The sequence below is a fragment of the Chondromyces apiculatus DSM 436 genome, assembly GCF_000601485.1.
In the GTDB taxonomy this organism is placed as follows: domain Bacteria; phylum Myxococcota_A; class Polyangia; order Polyangiales; family Polyangiaceae; genus Chondromyces; species Chondromyces apiculatus.
This window is the reverse complement of record NZ_ASRX01000014.1, coordinates 47826-67719: the sequence shown is the minus strand read 5'-3', so window position 1 is coordinate 67719 and position 19894 is coordinate 47826. Positions and strand designations below refer to the sequence as shown.

The following is a 19894-nucleotide window of genomic DNA, read 5'->3' as shown; positions in this document are numbered from 1 at the left end:
GGGAGCGTGCACACGAGCGTCACGAGATGCAGGTTCCACGGGTCCGCGCGCGCAGTGACCTCGGTGGACCGGGTGCGCGTCGAGGGAGGCGCGGGCTAGATGCGGCGGGCCGTTCCGGTATCGGACATGATCTCCGCGCGGGAGCTGATCGCGCTCCTGACGCCGACACTGGGCCACGAGCGGAGCCGGGAAGCCGTGCACGCCGCGGCGCGCGATCTGGGGCTGCGCGGCGATGCGCTGGTGTGGTCGGAGGAGATGACGCGCGCCGGGGCGCTGGCCGTGCTGGACCTGGTGGCGCAAGCAGGTGGTCTCCAGGCGATGGCCGCGCAGTTCGCGCGGACCCAGGTGCTGAAGTGGTCGAAGCCGAAGGACGCGCCCGTGAGCGTGCGGCCCCCGGCACTGAAGGAGGAGCACGGCACCGAGGAGAGTCGAGGTCCCGCGTCGCGAGGGTCAGCCTTGAGAGCCATCGAGGCGCGCGGTGCCGACGTACGAGGCGTGGGAGGAGCCAGCGGCGCCGAGGACCCAGGCGCCGAAAGCGGCGATGCCGAGGATCCGGACACGTCGCTAGCAGATGGAGAGCGGGGCGCGAACGAGGCGGGCGGGTCCGTCGCGACCATCGCTGTCGAGCAGGTGAAGGCGCTGCTGGCGCCCACGCTCGGGACCCACAAGAGCGCGCAAATCGTCGACGAGGCCACGCGCTCACTGGGGTTCGAGCGCGACGAGCTGACGCTCTCTCAGGCGATGGCCGTCCTCGATAGGCTGGGCACCACCGCAGGGATCGTGGGGGTGACCGCCCGGTTCGCGAGCGCGCGGCTCCCGCGGGTGATGAGCCAGCGCGAGTCAGGCATCCGTGGGCCACTCACAGGCCAGCGCAAGGCGCAATAGCGGGCGGTTACTTGTCCCTGCAGGGTGGGGGTGCCAAGATCGGGAGGCATGGTGTTTCAGCGCTCCTGGTTGCTCGTGGCGGTGGCTGCCGCTTCTCTGATGTCGGCGACGTCGGGCTGTGGCGGTGGGGGGTACACCACCGACATCTACTGGACCGACTCCGCATCGGGCGACAGCGAGCCCAAGAAGGTGCGGAAGATCGAGGAGGTCGATCAGGCCGCGCTGACCGCCGAGCCGCTGACGCAGAGCCCCGAGGCGCCCTCGGCCTTGGTGGGCGTGCGCCACGATCTGATGCTGGCTCCCTCGCCCAGCCGGACGGCGCGCTGCAGTTGCCTGGCCGTGGAGGTGGGCGACGTGCAGGACAAGCGCTTCCAGTGGGTGGCCGGCGCACCCGAAGCAGGCAACGGGGTGATGGCCGTCGCGCTGAGCGCGCGGGGGGTGACGTGCGAGGGGGGGAACGCCGACGAGGAGAAGCGGCGGCCGTCCATCTCGGCCGTGGACCAGGAAGGGAACGACATCGTGGTGGAAGTGGAGGAGCTGCCCGAGGGGCGGCCCCTGGCCTCCGGCGCGGTGATCCCGAGGCCCGCTGGAGGCGGGGCGATCTACGTGAAGGCGCGGAAGTCGACGCTGCCGTATGCGCGGGCGACGGCGGCGGGCCGGTGCAAGGTGTTCTGAGCGAAGGCTGTGAAGTCTCACGGAAGCGCGCCATAGGCTGGGAGCGACTTCAGGCGTGCTCCTGGATCCAGGTCCGGAAGAGCGGAACGGCGATCCGGTGCTGGTCCGCCGCTATCGTGACGTAGCCGCCGTGCACGAGTTCCTTCAACGCAGTGCTCGCCTCCAGCGTGAGTGGCTCTCGTTCGGCAAGTCGGAGCAGAAGTTCGCGCTCCTCCTCGGTGCGGTCGCTCCAGAGTTCCTGAAAGAAGGGCGTGTCCGTCAGGGCGCGGTCCAGGGCGCGCGTGAGGTCGGCCTCCTTGGCTGAGAGGCTGCTCCGGCCGTTCAGGTTGCGGATGAGAGCGTCGGCGACGAGCTGAACGAGGTAGGGGTGGCCGTTGGTGTCGCGCACGATGCGCGCGACACCGCCGGGAGGGTAGATCTCCGGGAAGCCTGGCATGGGATCGCAGAGGAGCGCCTCGGCTTCCTCCGGGGCGAGGTAGGTGATCTCGCGGTGGATGACGCTGATGAGGCGGTCGGTCCAGGCACGGCCGAGGCGATGGAGAGGATGAGCGCAGACGAGGAGCAGCCGCGTACGCCGAAGGCTGTCACCGGCAGCGCGGAGGAAGTCGAGGAATGCGGCGGAGGTCCAGCCTTCCTCGATGCCGGTCTGGAGGCGCTCGATTTCATCGATGGCGATGAGGATGTGTTCTCGGGTCAGCACAGCCTCGGCGTTCTGGAGCCAGGTCAGCGTGTCGCTCCATGCCGCGGAGTCAGGCGGGCTGGGAAGGGCGGGACGGACTTCGTGAAGGGCGGCGGCGATCCAGCGGTGAGGTGCCTCGCGGTGGGGATTGCCGGAAAGCTGCTGGAAATTGATGCGGACCACCGTGGTGGCGGTACCGAGGCGTTGTCACGGCGGATGCGCTCCGGGTCACGGTCGTAGAAGCACCAGAGCGCGTCCGGGTACGCGCCTTGGTCTGCGCTCACGTCCCGCAAGGTGCGGGTGAAGATGTCATCCCAGCCGCCGTACGCGAGCACCACCAAGGTGCGCCCGGTGAGCAGCCTCGCCAACGAGGCGCGGAGCTGGGGTCGCTCTTGCCCGAGCTGGAGCGGAGCATGGAGCGTGTCGGTGCCGTACCAGTAGCCGTGCATGTGCACCACGTGGCAGCCCTCGCCACGGGCCTGTTCCAGGCTGCCGTCGCCGTGGAGGACCGTGCTGAAGGCCCTCCCCCGCGCCCTCCGGATGCTGAGCCTGCGCCGGGCGTCCCTGGCGTTCCGCTCCTCGCTCCATGCGCCACAAAGTCCGCGTCCCCATCGGCATCGACGACTTCCGCAAGGTGCGCGAGCTTGGCCTGGAGTACGTCGACAAGACCCATCTCGCCCTGGAGCTGCTCGACAAGGAGGGTGTCGAGGTGCTGCTCCTCCCGAGGCCACGGCGCTTCGGCAAGACGCTCAACCTCTCCATGCTCCGCTGCTTCTTCGAGAAGCAGCCCGAGGATCTTTCGCCGCTGTTCCAGGGGCTGCGCGTCTGGGAAGCTGGCGCGCCTTACCGCGCCCATTTTCAGCGCTACCCGGTCATTCACCTGACCCTCAAGGACTTGAAGTTCCTGTCATGGGAGGCGTGCTGGGAGGCCATCAAAAAGAAGATCACCATGCTCTACGGCGAGCACCGCGCGGCGCTCGCAGGCCTCACCGGGGCAGATGCGCGGTGGGCGCAGGAGATCCTCGACGGCACGGCGTCACTCGCCATCTATGCGGGAGCGCTCGCCGACCTCTCCCGCTATCTCCACGCCCACCACGGGGAGCGGGTGGTGATCCTCATCGACGAGTACGACAAGCCGATCCACACAGGGTACTTCCACGGCTACCAGGCGCAGGCCGTCGAGTTTTTCCGGGCGTTTCTCGCGGGTGGGCTCAAGGGAAACCCGCACCTCTTCAAGGCAGTGCTCACGGGGATCCTGCGGGTGGCGCGGGGGGTATGGGGGCACAGCGCGGTTCCCCGCACGACGCCCCCATCGTTAGATGAGAGCATCTTCTCGGGGTTGAACAACCTGGGCGTGTATTCGCTGCTCCAGCGCGACTTCAACACGTGCTTCGGCTTCACCGAGGCGGAGGTGCTTGGCCTCCTGGAGAAGACGCAAGGGAGAGACCGGTTGGAGCCGCTGCGCGCCTGGTACAACGGGTACGTCTTCGGCGGGGAGGTGATCTACAACCCCTGGTCAGTGCTCAACTTCCTCGCGTCCGAGAGCGAGGAGCCGGCGCCGTACTGGCTGTCCACAAGCTCCAACGATCTCGTGCGCGAGCTCCTGGAGCAGCGCGCGCTGGAGGTCGAGCCGGTGTTTGAGGAGCTTCTGGCGGGGGGCAGCATCGAGCAGGTGCTGGACGAGAGTGTTCCGCTCGGAGAGGTACAGGCGAGCAAGGGCGCGCTCTGGAGTCTGCTGGTGTTCGCGGGTTACCTCCGGGCGGAGCGACGCTCACGCGGTCCCATGGACGAGGCGCCGCACCTGCTGTCCATCCCCAACCGCGAGGTGCGGAAGGTCTACACAGACACGTTCCGCGGCTGGATGGCGTCGAGTTTGAGGGCGTGCGGTGGGGATCTGGATCTGCTCATCGCCGCGCTGCTCGCGGGAGATGCCGAGGGGCTGCAGCGTCAGCTCGAAGCCTTCATCGAGAACGTCCTCTCGTACCACGACATCCCGGCGCGCTCGCCGGAGCTGGTCTATCAGGCGTTCATCGTGGGCCTGCTCGCGTCCCTGGAGGGGCGCTACGAGGTTCGCTCGAACCGGGAGTCTGGGCTCGGCAGGGCCGATGTGCTGGTGAAGCCACGGCAAGCGGGGCAGCCTGGTGCGGTGCTGGAGCTGAAGGTGATCAAGCCTGCCCGGCGACGGCCGGACAAGGCGCTCGCCGAAGGCCTGGCTCAGGTCCAGCGCCTGGACTACGCGGCCGCACTGCACGCTGCCGGGGCCGTGCCCATTCACCTGTTCGCGGTGGCCTTCGATGGCAAGCAGGTGTGGGTGCGCGCCATGTCGGCGGGACCGGCGCGCAAGGCCGTGAAGAAGGCAGCTCGGGGCGCCAGCACGGCGCAGACGAAGAAGCGCAGATCCTGAGCGCACCAGATGCCTGAGGAGCGCGACGTGAGCGCCCGAACTTCAGCGCACCCGACAGCGGAAGAGCGTGTGGCTGATCCCGAGGCCGTCCACGTCCTCCTCGACCACGAGCCCCGCGGCGTCCACGCAGCGCAGGAGATCGCGCGAGTGGTACATGCGGCTCGTGCCGTTCGCGAGCGCGGTGAAGTAGAGCGACGTGGCCTGCAGGCAGTACGCCGCGGCGGGCGTCTTCTGGCGGTCCCAGTACGTGTCGAGCACGTACAGCGACCCTCCCGCGTTGAGCGCCGCAGCGCCGCGCCGGAGGAGGTGCACGATGTCCTCCTCGGGGAAGCAGCACAGAAACTGGCTCATCCACACCGCGTCGAAGCCGCCCGGGAAGGGCTGCGTGGCGTCGAGCAGGTCGAGGGGGTGGCCGCCGATGCGGCCCGAGAAGCCCGCGGCGGCCACGTTCTCGGCGGCCTTCGCGAGCTGGCCGGGCAGGTCGAGGAGGGTCACCTGCACGTCAGGGTCGTGGCGCACGCACTGCAGCGCGAAGCGGCCGGTGTTGCCGCCGACGTCGAGGAGGCGGCGCGGGCGGGCGCGGAAGACGAGGGGGAGGACGGCGGGAAAGGCGCTGTCGGAGTAGTAGTGGTCGAAGCGGAACCAGCTCTCCTGCACCTTCGGAGGGAGCTGGCTCAGGCCCTCGTAGATGGTCGGCCAGGCGCCGAAAGCTTCAAGGCCGGCGGGGCGGGCCTCGCGGATGGAGGCCCCGAGGTCGGCCATGCCGCGGTAGCAGACGTCACGCACGAAGTCGGCGTTGGCGCGGGTCATGGGGTCCTGGAGAAAGACGGCGCCGAGGGGGGCGAGGCGGTAGGGTCCCTCGGGGTCTTCCAGGGCGGCGAGGTGGACGAGATCCATGCCCAGGCCGGCTTCCAGGAGGACACGCGCGCCGTACGCGGAGATGCCTGCCTTGGCGGCCACAGCGCTGGCCGTGAGGCCGGTGGGGTGGGCGGCCTTGAGGGCGGCGAGGAGGCCGAGGTCGCGCAGCAGCATGGCCGCGTGGAACATCATGGGGCCGAAGGCGATGCGCTGCGCCTCGAAGCGCAGCTCGCGCGGGGCGGACGAGGCGGTCGGCGCAGTCGGCGCGGCCAGAGCGCCCGGGGCCCCCGGCGCGGTCTTCACAGGGTCCTGCATGGGGTGGTTCAGATCTCCGGTCAGCGGGCGGAGAACAAGGTCTCGGCGCCCTTCTCCAGCAGCGCTTCGATGCCAGGGATGGCGCCGAGACGCTGCGCCACGGTGCCCTCCGTGCCAGCGCGCCTGCCGAACGCCACGGCGCGGCCCCGTGCCTCCTGAGACAGGGCCTGGAGCGTCGACGGGGCGTAGGTGGTGGCCACGATCTGGCTGCCGCCCGCCCCGGTCGCGCCCTCCAGGATCTGCACGAGCAGACCCGCCTGCGCCGGGTGCACGCCCTGCTCCAGGGCCTCGATGAGGATGCGGGCGCCCTCGGGCGCGGTCATCACCGCCGCGATGAGGCCGAGCACGCGCAAGGTCCCGTCGGAGAGGCTGCGCGCCGAGATGCGGGTGCCGTCCTGCTCGACGAGGCGCACCATCACGTCGCCGAGGTCGGTCTCCACGAAGTCGATGTCGACCTGCTCCGGCGCGTACAAGGCCGACAGCTTGGCCGTGAGGTCGGCCTTGCGGGAGGGGTCCTGGCAGATGCGGTGAAGGATCGCCGAGAGGTGCTCGCCGGTCGTGCCGAGGTGGTCGAGGGAGCGGTGGGCGTAGCCGCGCATGTGGGCGGGCTGCAGATCGAGAGAGATGGTGTTGCGCATCGCCTGCTGGAGGGCGTGGCACTGCTCCACCACGTCGTTGAGGCGCACGCCTTCGCCGCGGCCGCGGTGGTGCTCGATCTGGCCGAGCAGGCTTCGCCGCGCCGGGTGCCGGTCGTTGCTCGGGCGAAGGCCGCGGGCGCGCTTGGAGGTGCTCGGACTGGAGCCAGGGGCGAGGCCATCCCAGCCCTTGAGCGAGGCGGCGGGGGTGTCGAAGAGCACCCCGAGCCCCTCGGCGCGCACCGACTCGTGCTCCACGAGCGGCTCGGCGCCGACGCGGACCGAGATCTCGTGGGTCAGCACCTGGCGGCCCAGCGTCCAGCAGCTCTCCAGCGTGAACACCTTCTCTCGGCCCCGCGCCACCTCCTCGGCGCTGCCGCGCAGCCCGGGCCAGATCCCCCGGCCTCCTTCGGTGCGCCCACGAAGCACGTCGGCGAGGGGGAGGTCGAGGCCGATCCCCTGGAGGAGCCGGATGGCGTCGAGGAAGTTGCTCTTGCCGGAGGCGCTGGCCCCGAGGAGCACCGTGAGCGGCGACAGCTCCACGGTCTGATCGGAGAAGCTCTTGAAATTCCGCAGCCGGAGGGAGGTCAGCATCGTTCTGGACTCGCTGGATCGAGGACGATGCATCGTGCCGGGCGGCCGTCTGGATGTCCAGCGTCGGCCTGGGCATGCCGCACGCCGGAAGCCGCGGGATTGCGCCCGGTGCGGAGGCCTCGGCGCGCCGATCGGGCCTCGACACCGCGCACGGAGAGGGACTAGCGTCAGTGGTGACATGGCCAGATCGATCTACTTCTTCGGGGCCGGGCAGGCAGACGGCGACGCGACCATGAAGGCGCTGCTCGGCGGCAAGGGAGCAGGGCTCGCCGAGATGAGCCGCCTCGGCGTGCCCGTGCCGCCAGGGTTCACCATCACCACCGAGGTCTGCACCGCCTACTACGCGGGCGGGGCCGTGCTGCCGGAGGAGGTCGCGTCGGGCCTGCCCGAAGCCATGGGGCGCATCGAGACGATCGTGGGCGGGGGGTTCGGGAGCAAGACCGAGCCGCTGCTCGTGTCGGTGCGCTCGGGCTCCCGCGCCTCGATGCCGGGGATGATGGACACCATCCTGAACCTCGGCCTGAACGATGCCATCGTCGCGGGCCTCGCCGCCCGCACCGGCAACGAGCGGTTCGCGCTCGACGCCTACCGGCGCTTCATCCTGACCTACGCGGGCGTCGTGCTCGGCGTCGCCCGGGAGCAGTTCGAGGAGGCGCTCGTCGCCGCGCGCCGGAAGGCCGCGACCACCCTGGGGGTCGAGCACTCGCGCCTCAACAACGCGGAGCTGGAGCGCAAGGTGCCGGACTCGGTGCTCGATCCGGAGGCGCTCCGGGGCCTCATCGCGCGCGAGAAGGAGATCGTCCTCGCCGCGACCGGCAAGCCCTTCCCGGACGATCCGTGGGATCAGCTCCGCGGCGCGATCCAGGCGGTGTTCGGGAGCTGGAACAACCACCGCGCCAAGGTCTACCGCAAGATGAACGACATCCCCGAGAGCTGGGGGACGGCGTGCACGGTGCAAGCGATGGTGTTCGGGAACATGGGCGACGACTCGGGCACGGGCGTCGCCTTCACCCGCGATCCGTCGACCGGCGAGCGCCTGTTCTTCGGCGAGTGGTTGCCGAACGCGCAGGGCGAGGACGTGGTGGCGGGGGTGCGCACCCCGAACCCCATCTCCAAGGGGCGCGGCGACGATGCGCGCAGCCTGGAGGTGCTGATGCCCGAGGCCTTCAAGCAGCTCATGGCGGTGCAGGCGCGGCTCGAGAGTCACTTCCGCGACATGCAGGACATGGAGTTCACCATCCAGGGCGGCTCGCTCTACCTGCTCCAGACGCGGAACGGCAAGCGCACTGGCCGAGCGTCTGTGCGCATCGCCGTGGAGATGGTGAAGGAGAAGGTCATCACCGAGCACGAGGCGATCCTCCGGGTGGACCCGTCCTCGATCGACCAGCTCCTCCACCCGAGCCTCGACCCGAACGCGCCGAAGACGCTCCTCGCCCGCGGGCTGCCAGCGAGCCCCGGCGCGGGTACCGGGCAGATCGTGTTCTCGGCCGACGAGGCCGAGCGGCGCGCGGCGCAGGGCACGGCGGTGATCCTGGTGCGCGCCGAGACCTCGCCGGAGGACATCCACGGGATGAAGGCGGCGCAGGGGATCCTCACCGCGCGCGGGGGCATGACCAGCCACGCGGCCGTGGTGGCGCGCGGGATGGGGAAGAGCTGCGTGGCGGGCTGCTCGTCGGTGAGCGTGGGGCGCGACGCCATGACGGTGACGCTCTACGACGATGACGGGCGCCCCACGGGCACGAAGTCGTTCAAGGCCGGCGACGTGATCACCCTCGACGGCGGCACGGGCCGCGTCTACCAGGGCGCCGTGCCCACCGTGGCCGCCTCGCTGAGCGGCGAGTTCGGCGAGCTGATGGGCTGGGCGGACAAGGTGCGCCGCATGCGCGTCCGCGCCAACGCCGACACCCCGCACGACGCGCGCACGGCGCGCAACTTCGGCGCCGAGGGCGTGGGGCTCTGCCGCACCGAGCACATGTTCTTCGACGAGGAGCGCATCGAGGCGGTGCGGGAGATGATCCTCGCCGGCGACAAGACCGCGCGGCACCGGGCCGTGGACAAGCTCCTGCCTTTCCAGCGCGAGGACTTCATCGGCGTCTTCAAGGAGATGGCGGGCCTGCCGGTGACCATCCGGCTGCTCGATCCGCCGCTCCACGAGTTCCTCCCGCAGGAGAAGGCGCAGCTCGAACAGATGGCGCAGGTGCTCGGGGTGAGCGTGCAGGAGGTCGTGCGCAAGAACGAGGAGCTGCACGAGTTCAACCCGATGCTGGGGCACCGCGGGTGCCGGCTGGCGATCACCTACCCCGAGATCTACGAGATGCAGGTGCGCGCCATCCTCGAAGCCGCGTGCGAGGTGGCAGCCGCGGGGGTGGAGGTGCACCCGGAGATCATGATCCCGCTAACCATGACCCGGCGCGAGCTGGTGGTGATGCGGGAGCTGGTGGACCGCATCGCGGAGAAGGTGTTCGCGGACAAGGGCCGCAAGGTGGCGTTCCACTTCGGGACCATGATCGAGCTGCCGCGCGCCGCGATCCGGGCCGGTGAGCTGGCCGAGGACGCGGAGTTCTTCAGCTTCGGGACCAACGATCTCACCCAGACCACGCTCGGCATCTCCCGCGACGACGCGGGCAAGTTCCTCGGCGCCTACGTCGACACGGGGATCTTCGCGAAGGATCCGTTCCAGTCCATCGACGTCCCCGGCGTGGGCGCGCTCGTGGAGATGGCCTGCGCGCGCGGCCGCGCCACGCGCAAGGACATCCACCTCGGGGTGTGCGGCGAGCACGGCGGCGATCCGGCCTCGGTGTCGTTCTTCGAGAAGGCGGGGCTCGACTACGTGTCCTGCTCTCCCTACCGCGTGCCCATCGCGCGGCTCGCCGCGGCCCAGGCGTCGCTCCTCGCCGGCAGCCACGCCGGCCCCAAGGCCACCGACTGAAGCTCTCCACCCCCCCACCGCCGCGATCGGGCCCGCGCTTTACACGGGCGGGCCGGCGGTGCACCCTACCTCCATGGGCATCTTCGACCGGATGGGGAAGGTCATCTCCAGCAACGTCAACGCGCTCCTCGACAAGGCGGAAGATCCGAAGAAGTCGCTGGACCTCATCGTCGAGGAGATGAAGGAGCAGATCCGGGCGGCGCGGAAGGAGCTCGTGGACGCGGTGGCGGCCGAGAAGGTGCTCCGCAAGAAGGTCGAGGACCTCGACGCCGAGGCCGAGAAGTGGGAGCGGCGGGCGGAGCTGGCGCTCAAGGCAGACGACGAGAAGCTGGCGCGCGAGGCGCTGGTCCAGAAGAAGCGCGTCGTCAGCGAGCGTGACCGGGCCGAGGCGATGCGCGCGGAGCAGCGCTCGACGGTGCTGAACATGAAGTCCGAACTCGAGCGGATGGAAGCGAAGCAGGAAGAGCTGCAAGCGAAGAAGGGCACGCTCGCCGCGCAGATGCGTCAGGCCAAGGCTGGCGGTGGCGCCGAGGGTCTCGGCGCGAAGTCGACCGGCGGGGCCTTCGCCGAGTTCCGGCGGATGGAGGACCACATCGAGGGCCAGGTCGCTCAGGTCGCGGCGTCCCGCGAGGTCGAGGATGCCCTGCGCGAGGGCGGCATGTCCGCGAGCGAGCTGGAGTCGCGCTTCGCGCAGCTCGAAGGCCGGGGCGGTGCCTCTGCGAAGGACGCCGACAAGCCGGGCGGTTCGGCCGTCGACGACGAGCTGGCAGCGCTGAAGAAGAAGATCCGCATCGGGAGCTGAAGCGCTCGGGCCGCGCTGCCGCGCTGCCGAACGGTCGCCACGGCCCTGGCGGCTCTCGTCAGCCCTGCTTCCGGCCCAGCGCGTACACGTTCGGAGACGAGGCAGGCGCAGGCGTCGCGCGCGCCGTCTCCTGACCCAGCCGCGGCTGCGCGCGCAGGAACGTCATCACCAGGGTGATGCCCCAGCCGTCGTTCGTGCGCAGCTCCGCCTGACCGTGGCTGTCTTCCACGGCCACGATGAGCCGCCCCAGCGTCTCCAGGCCGGAGGGCGCGGCGCTCGGCGCCACGAGCACCCGCTCCAGCGCCGACTCCGGCAAGCCGAGCCCGAAGCCCACGTCGAGGATGGAGAGCTGCGGTCCCTGCGGCGTGTCCCGCACCGACACTGCCGGCTGGTGCCCCGGCAGCGCGCGCGACGAGATGTCGAGCAGGAACGCCTCCAGCGCCTGGGACAGCTCCGCGCGGTGGCCGAGGGTGTGCGTCGCCCCGCGGATGGGATCGAGCTTCAGCGCGCGACCCGAGCCCCGCGCGCACGCCGCCACCGCGTCGACCACCACCTCGCCGAGCGCGAAGGGTACGAGCGGATCGAACGAGTCACGGCCGCTGATCGAGCGCACGTTCGCTGCGGCCCCTCCGGACTCGACGCGCGTCAGCGCGGCGACGTACCCGGCAACCCACGACAGCCCGTCGGCCTCCTGACGCACGGCGCGCACGTGCAGCACGGCAGGTTCCGGACCCGCGACGGGCACGTCGAGGCCCTCCTCGCGCTCCATCACCCGCGTCAGGATCTGCGACGCCGCGCGCGTGTTCGCGCCCTTCTCAGCCCCGACGCCCTTCGCCACCGCGAGCACCTCGCTCAGGGACAGCGACCCTGGCGCGAGCACGCCCCCGGGGCCCTCGGGCGGCACCGAGACCTCGCGCGCCTTGAGCCAGGCCAGCAGCTCGCGGCTCATGATCCGCACGTCCCCGAAGGTGTCGGCGACGAGCACCTCGGCGGGCGTCCCGCGCATCGCCGCGCCGAGCAGACGCAGATCCCCGAGCACCCCCTCGGCCCCGGTGACCAGCGCTTTGTCGCGCCCACCGCCCGCCACCACCACGCTGCGTGCGAGGCGCCGGCGCCTCGCCAGGAGGCCCAGCTCCCTGCCGAGCCGCTCGGCGCGCTCGGGCTCCCGCGTGAAGGTCGTCTCGGCGGCGGTCCCGCACAGGAACACGTACCCTTCGAGATCACCGGACGCGATCAGGGGGATGGCGACCACGGGCATCTCCTCGCGCGTGAGGAAACCCTTGAGCGCCTGGTTCTTGTACACGCCCGGCGTGTCGCTGAACGGCGTCCGCCGCACGTCGCGGCGCTTCTCCGCCACCATCCGCTCGCCGCCCTGACGGTCGTTCCAGAAGCGCAGGTGCCAGCCTGCCGGCGGCAGATCCGCCACGAGCGCCGCGTCCGAGGGGTGCGCCTGCTCCGCGAGCCGCGCCACGCGCAGCCAGAAGTCCGCGTCGGAGAGGGTGTACATGCTCTCCATCCGGCTCGGCGCTGCCCGCTCGAGCAGCCCCCCGGCCTTGCGCGCAGCCGCCGACGCCTTGAACGCCCGCGTGCTGAGCACCCCCACGAACGCCACCGCCATCCCCAGGAATGCGCTCGCCATGGGCAACAGGCCCGCCACCACGCGACCCGCGAGCAGCACCTGACCCCCGAAGAGCGCGGCCGCGAGTGTCGCGAACGCCAGCGTGGCCGCGAGGACCCCGCGGCGCGACGCCCACCGCATCAGCGCACCCGCGGCGAGCACGAAGAGCGGCGCCGCCCAGAAAGGAGCCTCCCGACGACCACCGCCCTCGGCGAGCCCTCCCAGCAAAGCCGCGGCTCCATCGCCAGGAAGCAGTGCGCCGCTGGTCCCCATGGCCACCAGCGCCACTCGCCCGCGCAGCACCTCCGGGGGCACGGCGCCCTGGGCGAGATCGCCGAGCGCCATCACCGGCACCGCGTGCGGCGTGACCCACCGCTCGGGCACGAGGCCCAGCGTGCCGAGCGCGCCCTCCGCCTCCGGCGTGAACCCCACCACCGCGCCTCCGCGCAGGTGGAGCGACCCCACCCCGAGGGACGCGTTCGGCGGTGTCGCATGTGCGGGGACCTTGTCGAGCGCCGCGCCGGACGCCGCGTCCAGCGCGCACAGCGCGTCCAAGGGTTCGAGGAGCAGCGCTCCGCGCACCTCTCCTGCGCGCAGCACCTCGGCAAGCGCGCGCCCGCACGTACCCCCGCGCAGCGTCTCCGGCGAGACCGTCACGAGCACCGCCCGCTCCGAGGGCGCCGCGTCGCCGGCTGCCTGGACGGCCCACCCCCGCCCCGCCGCGTCCACGCCTGGAAGCGGCCCCACCGACGTCACCAGGATCCCGACGGCGACTGCCGCCACGCCGCCATCAAGCCACGCCGGCAGCCGCCGCACCGGGCCAGAGGCCATCGGCCGCGCAGTGCGGAACGGCTTGGGGATCCGCGGACGGAGGAAGGTGGCCATCTTCATCGCACTAAGAGCGCCAGCTCACGCGCCAGGGACATCCTGCGGGTGGGACCGGCATTCGCGGGGAGTCGAACAGTTCCCTCGCGGGTGTCCATGGTAGCGGCCTAGCACGTCGGAGGCGACACCTGCGTGAATGGGTCAGTCGAGGACGCACCCGCCGGACGTCCCACTCAGGTACTCCCTGGACATCCGGGCTGTAGTCGTGGGCCATCCTACCCTGTCCCCTGAGACCCCTGCGGGCGCAGGACCCCTCCCTGGAGGCCGGATCACCCATCTCGCCCGACCCCTCGCCCGATCCGGAGGGGCGAGCGTACTCTCGGCGCACCGCAGCAAGCACCCCGGATGACGTTCCCCCTCAACATCTTTCCCCCCAACGGCCTCGATCGCAGCCTCCACACGGCGGTGCTGATCGGTCTGCTCATCGGCACCTTCTTCACCGAGACCCTCGGCTGGACATACGCCGGCCTGGTCGTCCCGGGCTACCTCGCCACCGTCTTCTTCGCGGCCCCGGTGACGGCGGCCTTCATCGTCTTCGAGTCGGTCCTCACCTACGCCTTCGTCGCGCTCCTCGGGCGGTGGGTCTCGCGCACCGGCGTGTGGTCCACCGCCTTCGGGCGTGAGCGGTTCTACCTGTTCATCGTCGGCGCGGTGTTCGTGCGCCTCGGCATCGAGGGGAGCGCCGTCCCTCGCCTCGCCGAGAGCCGCGGCCTCGCCCACTCCCGCGAGCTGTACAGCCTCGGCCTCGTCCTCGTCCCCCTCGTCGCCAACGCCTTCTGGAACTCCGGGTTCAAGAAGGCTGGCCCCCGCCTCGCCGTCGTCACCACCGTCACGGCCGCCTTGCTCGGCGTGCTGCTGCGCTACACGAACCTCTCTGTCTCGCGCTTCCAGGTCCTCAACGAGAGCCTGTCGCTCGAGTTCCTGGAGTCGCCGAAGGCCCACCTCCTGCTCGTCATCGGCGCCTTGCTCGGCGCGCGCGGCAACGTGCTCTACGGCTGGGACTACAACGGCATCCTCGTCCCCGCCCTGCTCGCGGTGGCCTGGTACGAGCCCACGAAGCTCCTCACCACCACCATCGAGGCGCTCGTCATCTACTTCCTCACGCGCTTTCTCATCGCGCGCAAACCCTTCTCGCGCATGCTCCTCGTGGGCCCCCGCCGGATGATGTTCGTCTACATCGCCGGCTACATCCTCAAGCTCATCATGGGCTTCGCCGCCGCGAAGTGGATGCCGGGCCTGCAGATGATCGACTACTTCGGCTTCGGCTACCTGCTCCCCAGCCTGCTGGCCGTGAAGATGTGGAACAAGGAGCACGTCGGCGTGGTGATCATGCCGACGCTCCAGGTCTCGCTCACCGCGTTCCTCGTCAGCAACGTGATCGGCTACGTGCTCGTCGCGCTCGGCGCTGGCGGGAGCATCTCCCCCATTGCCGCGGGCCTCGCTGGCACGCCGCTCGTCACCGCCCCGCCAGCCCCGCTCTCGGACCCTGCGCAGGCCGGGCCCACCCAGGCCCGCGCGCGCGCGACCGGCAGCGCCGCCTTCTCCCTCCTCCTCGCCGACACCTTGCCGCGCCCCGGCCCGATCCCGAGCCCCGAACTCACGGCCGCCGACACCGAGGCCCGCGTCGTCGCCCACCGCATCGCGCGCGAGGTGCTCGACCGCGGGCACCTCACCGAGGACACCCGCCGCCACGCCGAGACCGCCGGAGTCTCCGCGCTGGCCGAGGAGGGCGCTGCCAGCAGGCCGTGGATCGTCCTCGGTGGCCGCCTGCGCGACGCCGACCACGCGCCGACGGTCCCCCGCGCGGCCTTCCGCACCCGCACCCCGTCCGTGCCCTGGCTGATCGTCGCCTCCGCCACGGACGCCGGCTCCCCGCTCCCCGCGGCGGCGCTGCAGATCGCCGACGCGCTCGACGCTTCGGGCGTGGTGATCCTCTCGCGCCATGCCGCCATCCGCCGCCACGACGAGGCCTTCGTCGTCGCCATGCTGAGCCACCTCGGCGAGGTCCGCCTGCTCCAGATCGAGACCAGCACGAGCGAGAGCGGCGCCGCCCTCAACGTGGTCGGCTCCGCCGTCGGCCTGCCCGTCGCCGCGATCAGCAAGGCCCTGAGCGCCTCGCTCGACCTCCGCTTCCGCCAGGCCTCGGAGCTCGGCCGCCTCCAGGACGCCCCGCGCCTGCGCATCCCCCTCCGCGTCGCCGAGCGCGTGGGCGCGACGCGCCTCGGCGTCCTCCCCACCCTGCGCTGGCCGGGGCGCCTCTCCGACGAGCTCTCCGCGCGCATGTATGGCCTCACCTCGGTCGAACCGGGCGGCTTCCGCGCGCCTCTCCTCGAAGAGCTGCGCCTCTTCGACGCCGTGGCGGCTCGGCGCTTGCTCGACGGCGACGAGGGCGAGCCCTCGCCCTGGGAGCGCGCGGTGCTCGGCTGGCTCGGCTTCCGCGCGGTGCGCATCGGCGGTCCCGAGGGCGGCCCTCCCGAAGCGTGGGGCCTCGTCGAGCCTGCCCCCGGCGATCCTGCCACGCCCGAGGGCGAAGTGTTCCCCGCGCGCCGTGGCAATCCCACCTGGATCCTCCTGCAGACCGCTCCGTCAGCGCTCGACATCACCCCGCCTCCGCCCACGCCCCCCTCTACCAAGGGCACCGCCGCTGCATCCGCCAGCGCCGCGCCATCCGCCAGCGCCGCTGCATCCGCCAGCGCCGCTGCATCCGCGAACGCTGCGAGCACCGCCAGCGCCACAAGCAGCGCCGACGCTGCGCCTCCTGCGCCGCCGGCGTCTCCTCTTGCCAGCACCTCGCCGCCTCTCCTCATCCAGGTACCCGCACCCCGCTGGCAGATCGGCGCCTTCGGCGCTGGCCTCGCCATCGCGCGCGCCACCTCCGCCCGATCCCTCCTGATCGCCGGCGCCCTGCCCAGCGCCGATCCCACGGGCGCCGCCGACGTGCGTCGCCGCGAGGGGCTGCGCTCCTGGTTCCAGCGCTGGCACGAGATCTGGCTCGGCCGCGGCCATCACACCCTGTCCATCCAGGCCATCGAGGCCGATCGCAGCCACGACCGCGACGTGGTCATCTCCTTCGGCCGCGAGCTGTTCCGCCCCGACCTCTTCCCGCCCTTCGCGCGCCCCTTGCTCCAGACCTTCCGCGACGACCTCGCCCTGCGCACCACCATCTTCGACGGCACCCGCGAGCAGGTCCCCTACAGCGCGGCCATGGATGCCGGCATGGCTTACAGCAAGCGCTTCGCCGAAGGACGCTTCGGCATCGTCTACCTCGGCAGCGCCATGCGCGAGCTGTTCGAGCTGCGCCGCACCTACGTGAGCGCCCCCTCCGCCACGAACCAGGCCGATGCCCCTTCCGCGGCCGGCGAGGAAGACCGCTTCCTCCAGCGCCTCGAACGCCTCGGCATCACCGCCTCTCCCGGCGACGTCGCCTCGCGCGCCGCGTGGCTCGCCGCCTGCGTCGACCTCCCTCCCACGTTCCTCGCCGATCATGGCCTGACTACCCTCGCCTCCGGCGACCCTGCCTCCCTCTGCCCCACCCGCCGCGCGCCACCCGACTGCGACCTCGACGCCGCGGTCGAGGGCTTCCGCTGGTACGCTACGCAGCGAAACCCCTTCGACCTCGAAGCCCAGGCCAAGCGGCGCGGCGCCCGAGGTCAGTGCCCCCTGGAGATCGTCCGCGATCGGGGCAGCGGACAGCCCTGGGTGATCACCGCCCGCCCTGGTGAAGCGCTCCTCCTGCCCATCGACGCCATGGCCGTTGCCGCCACCCCGCAGCGCGTGACCACCCTCGATCGTCTCCGCCGCGCCGTGGCCATCGGATCGAGCGCCATGCGCGTCGGCCCCGAGGCCCTGCACTCCCTCCCCACGCCCGCGCCTGCGCCCTCGCCCACGCCCTCCAGCGCACCGGCCGCATCACCCGCCGGCTCTCCCTCCGCTTCGCCCACCGGAGCGACCCCATGACGATTGGCCTCTTCACCGCCAAGCACCGCGTCATCAACACCCGCGTCGGCAACCCGCGCTGGCCGGTCGCTTTCACCTTCATCGCCGTCGTCGGCCTCGGCCTCTCCAACATCGTCGGCAGGCCGCCCACCATCGGCCGCGCGCCCCCTGCCGAGGACGAGATCCTCGCCTACCACGTCGACGAAGGCCGCGACCTCCTCGTCAAGGTCCCCATCGAGATCGACGCCGTCGAGATCACCTCCTGGGCCGCCCTGCCGCCCCAGGGGGATGCGCTGTGCGACTCCGCGCTGCGCTATCCGTACGGCTTCACCGCCACCTTCATCGACGAGCTGGGGCACCAGGTCGCCCAGCACGACTTCGATCTCGAGAGCCGCATCAGCTGCGACCCCGATCGCCCCGCCGCCACCAGCGAGTACGCGGCGCGCCTCGCCGAGGGCGGTGGCCCCGTGACCGACCCGCGCACCTCGCTCGTCGTCACCAGCGACGCCCTCCCCCGGGGCGGCACCCTCCGCCTCCGCGCCAAGCCCGCCCCTCCGCCCCCCGGCCCCGACGAGCGCCCCGCCTACAACGCACCGCCGGTCATGCCCCGCCTCACCCTCCTCACCCGGCTCGAAGGGCGCTACCAGCGCGGCGAGGCTCTCCGCACCGTCTTCGAGCAGAGCCTCGACTCCGAGGAGCGCCAGCGCCTCGTCTTCAACATCTCCTCGCTCGGCTTCGCCGACCTGCCCGACCGCGCCCGCGAGCGCGCCCTCACCACCTGGGCCCGCCGCCTCGAAGCCGCGGGCGTCGACAAGAAGGACTACGACGTCTCGCGCCTCCTCCTCCGCCGCTTCCGCACCCCTTACCCCCGCGCCGAGGGCCGCGGCGCGAGCGAGTTCGTGATCGGCGAGCGCCACGCCGCCGCCCTGAACCTCCGCGCCCCCGCCGACCTGCACCTCGAAGGCCCCCCGGGCCGCACCGTGCGCATCGCCGACGGCTTCGTCGCTCCCCTCCCCGTCACCCTCGATGCCGAAGGCCGCGCCGTGGTCTCGCTCCTCCGCGACGACATCCGCACCGTCGTCTTCGACGCGCCCGGCACCGACTTCGGCGTCCGCTTCGCCGTCCCCCGCGACCAGACCGACGTCCAGATCGGCGAGATCCTCCACCGCCCCACTCCCGAGGGCCTCCGCGTCGAGACCCCGCCCGACGTGCGCATCGTGCGCTACCTCGACCTCGACCCCCGCGCCCCCGTCGTCGCCCGCATCGCCCCTGGCCAGGAGTTCCTCGGCATCCTCATGCGCTCCGAGATCGATCTCGGCGCCGGCGTCGAGGAGGGCGAGGCCAGCGTCGTCGCGCGCTGGGGCCCTGGCGACCTGGACACCGCCAGGCTCGACGTTACCCTCCCCCGCTCCCGCTTCGAGTGGTGGAACGAGGGCTTCGACGCCACCGACCCGCGCATGGCCATCCTGCGCGTCCCAAAGGGCGCCGAGAGCATCGAGATCACCGGTGACCCCCGCACCCGCATCCGCCTGCGCACCCTGGAGCCCGGCGTGCTGGAGACCCTCTACCGCATCCCTTACCGCGTCCCTCTCCAGGAGGACGAGACCTGGCGCTACGCCCCCTTCGACATCAGCACCTGGACTGACGTTCGCGCCGCCAACCTCGACGTGCTGGAGCGCAACGACCGCTTCTCCGATCTGCGCGAGCAGGTGCGCATCGAGAAGATCGGCAAGGGCGCGCGCGAGCCAGGCGACGTCCCGGAGCGCCCCCTCATCCCCGAGAACGCCCCCGTCCGCCGCCGCTTCCTCTCCCCCGCCTACCAGTCTGCCGGCGAGGCTTACCCGGGCGATGCCTGGACCCCGCTCATCGAGCCCAAGGTCGCCCTCATCGAGGCCGCGGGCTCCCGCGCCGGTCGGGTCGTCGTCACCTGGCGCGCCGAACGCTCCCGCCTCGGCAAGCAGGTCACCCTCGAAGCCGACGGCGCCGTCGCCGCCGAGGACCGCATCGCCGCGCTCGCGGGCACCCTCGAAGCCGATCTTCCCCCTGGCAAGCACCACCTCGCCATCAAGGGCCTCGGCGACAACGGCGCCGCCTACATGGACGCGGCCCCTGCCGACGGCGGCGCCATCGTCCGCCGCCGCGACGTCTTCGAGCTCGCCGGCACCCGCCCCATGGTGCTCACCTTCCCGCAGAACCCGGGTGAGACCCTGCACCTCGTCCTGTTCATGGTGACGCAGGGCGGCAACGCCACCTTCCGCGTACGTTACGAGATCGAAGGTGCCAGGCCCGGCTCCACCACCGGCGCCTTCTTCCACCGCATCACCCTCCCCAAAGGACTCCTCGCAGGCCGCACCGGCGAGTTCGGTCGCGGCACCCTCTGGGAAGCCGCCACCGAACGCCGCGGGACTGACGGCATCGCCCGAGCCGTCATCCGCCTCGGCGACGACCTCAGCCCCGGCGACCGTACCGTGCGCCTCTGGCTCCAGGGCCAGAAGGAAGAGGGCATGGCCCGCCGCCTCTGGGTCGGCGCGGTCCTCGTCGGCCAAACTCCCGAGGGCAAGTCCGGCGACCCCCGAGTGTGGGTCGAGGACGACTGACACCCCCAAGATCAGCCTGGAAATTCAGGCGTTCCCTGCCAACCCAGCGCCCGTGCATGGCGCCCTCCGCGCGACCGATGTG

At 71.5% G+C, this 19894-nt stretch carries 12 protein-coding genes; 7 read left to right on the top strand and 5 right to left on the bottom strand.

Features of this window, described 5'->3' with window-relative positions:
* Positions 1 to 126 precede the first annotated feature (126 nt).
* Positions 127 to 885, top strand: coding sequence for a hypothetical protein (locus tag CAP_RS10090; protein WP_044239115.1), 759 nt, complete (start codon positions 127 to 129; stop codon positions 883 to 885).
* A 48-nt stretch (positions 886 to 933) separates the two neighbouring features.
* On the top strand, positions 934 to 1560 hold the full coding sequence (locus CAP_RS10085) for a hypothetical protein (protein ID WP_197041102.1): 627 nt from the start codon (positions 934 to 936) through the stop codon (positions 1558 to 1560).
* Positions 1561 to 1609: 49 nt separating this feature from the next.
* Here CAP_RS10085 and CAP_RS10080 read toward each other — a convergent pair whose 3' ends face one another.
* The gene (locus CAP_RS10080) at positions 1610 to 2260 is read right to left on the bottom strand and encodes a hypothetical protein (RefSeq protein ID WP_044239113.1); all 651 of its coding nucleotides are present in this window, start codon (positions 2258 to 2260) and stop codon (positions 1610 to 1612) included.
* 23 nt (positions 2261 to 2283) lie between these two features.
* Positions 2284 to 2697: a hypothetical protein gene (locus tag CAP_RS10075; protein ID WP_044239111.1), complete on the bottom strand. Its 414-nt coding sequence runs from the start codon at positions 2695 to 2697 to the stop codon at positions 2284 to 2286.
* Between the two features lie 128 nt (positions 2698 to 2825).
* On the opposite strand from CAP_RS10075, the gene CAP_RS10070 reads away from it, so the two are divergent.
* Complete coding sequence (locus CAP_RS10070; RefSeq protein WP_063748666.1) at positions 2826 to 4643, top strand: AAA family ATPase; 1818 nt, start codon at positions 2826 to 2828, stop codon at positions 4641 to 4643.
* Between the two features lie 42 nt (positions 4644 to 4685).
* On the opposite strand, the gene CAP_RS10065 is transcribed toward CAP_RS10070, so the two are convergent.
* Together CAP_RS10065 and CAP_RS10060 are read right to left on the bottom strand one after the other, a co-directional pair.
* A complete protein-coding gene (locus tag CAP_RS10065; protein WP_081864732.1) occupies positions 4686 to 5816 on the bottom strand; it encodes a methyltransferase in 1131 nt (376 codons plus the stop codon).
* 20 nt (positions 5817 to 5836) lie between these two features.
* Positions 5837 to 7045 (bottom strand): AAA family ATPase, encoded by a 1209-nt coding sequence (locus tag CAP_RS10060; RefSeq protein ID WP_044239108.1) that lies wholly within the window; start codon positions 7043 to 7045, stop codon positions 5837 to 5839.
* A gap of 178 nt (positions 7046 to 7223) precedes the next feature.
* Here CAP_RS10060 and ppdK point away from each other — a divergent pair, with 178 nt between their 5' ends.
* Positions 7224 to 9974, top strand: coding sequence for a pyruvate, phosphate dikinase (ppdK, locus tag CAP_RS10055; RefSeq protein WP_044239107.1), 2751 nt, complete (start codon positions 7224 to 7226; stop codon positions 9972 to 9974).
* A 58-nt stretch (positions 9975 to 10032) separates the two neighbouring features.
* Positions 10033 to 10776, top strand: coding sequence for a PspA/IM30 family protein (locus CAP_RS10050; RefSeq protein WP_231511278.1), 744 nt, complete (start codon positions 10033 to 10035; stop codon positions 10774 to 10776).
* Positions 10777 to 10834: 58 nt separating this feature from the next.
* On the opposite strand, the gene CAP_RS10045 is transcribed toward CAP_RS10050, so the two are convergent.
* The gene (locus tag CAP_RS10045) at positions 10835 to 13279 is read right to left on the bottom strand and encodes a hypothetical protein (protein WP_231511277.1); all 2445 of its coding nucleotides are present in this window, start codon (positions 13277 to 13279) and stop codon (positions 10835 to 10837) included.
* Positions 13280 to 13624: 345 nt separating this feature from the next.
* On the opposite strand from CAP_RS10045, the gene CAP_RS10040 reads away from it, so the two are divergent.
* Together CAP_RS10040 and CAP_RS10035 are read left to right on the top strand one after the other, a co-directional pair.
* Entirely contained in the window at positions 13625 to 17236 is a 3612-nt protein-coding gene (locus tag CAP_RS10040) for a poly-gamma-glutamate biosynthesis protein PgsC/CapC (protein ID WP_063748665.1), read from the top strand.
* Complete coding sequence (locus CAP_RS10035; protein WP_044239103.1) at positions 17233 to 19812, top strand: hypothetical protein; 2580 nt, start codon at positions 17233 to 17235, stop codon at positions 19810 to 19812. Before CAP_RS10040 ends, CAP_RS10035 begins: the two co-directional genes overlap by 4 nt.
* Positions 19813 to 19894 lie beyond the last annotated feature (82 nt).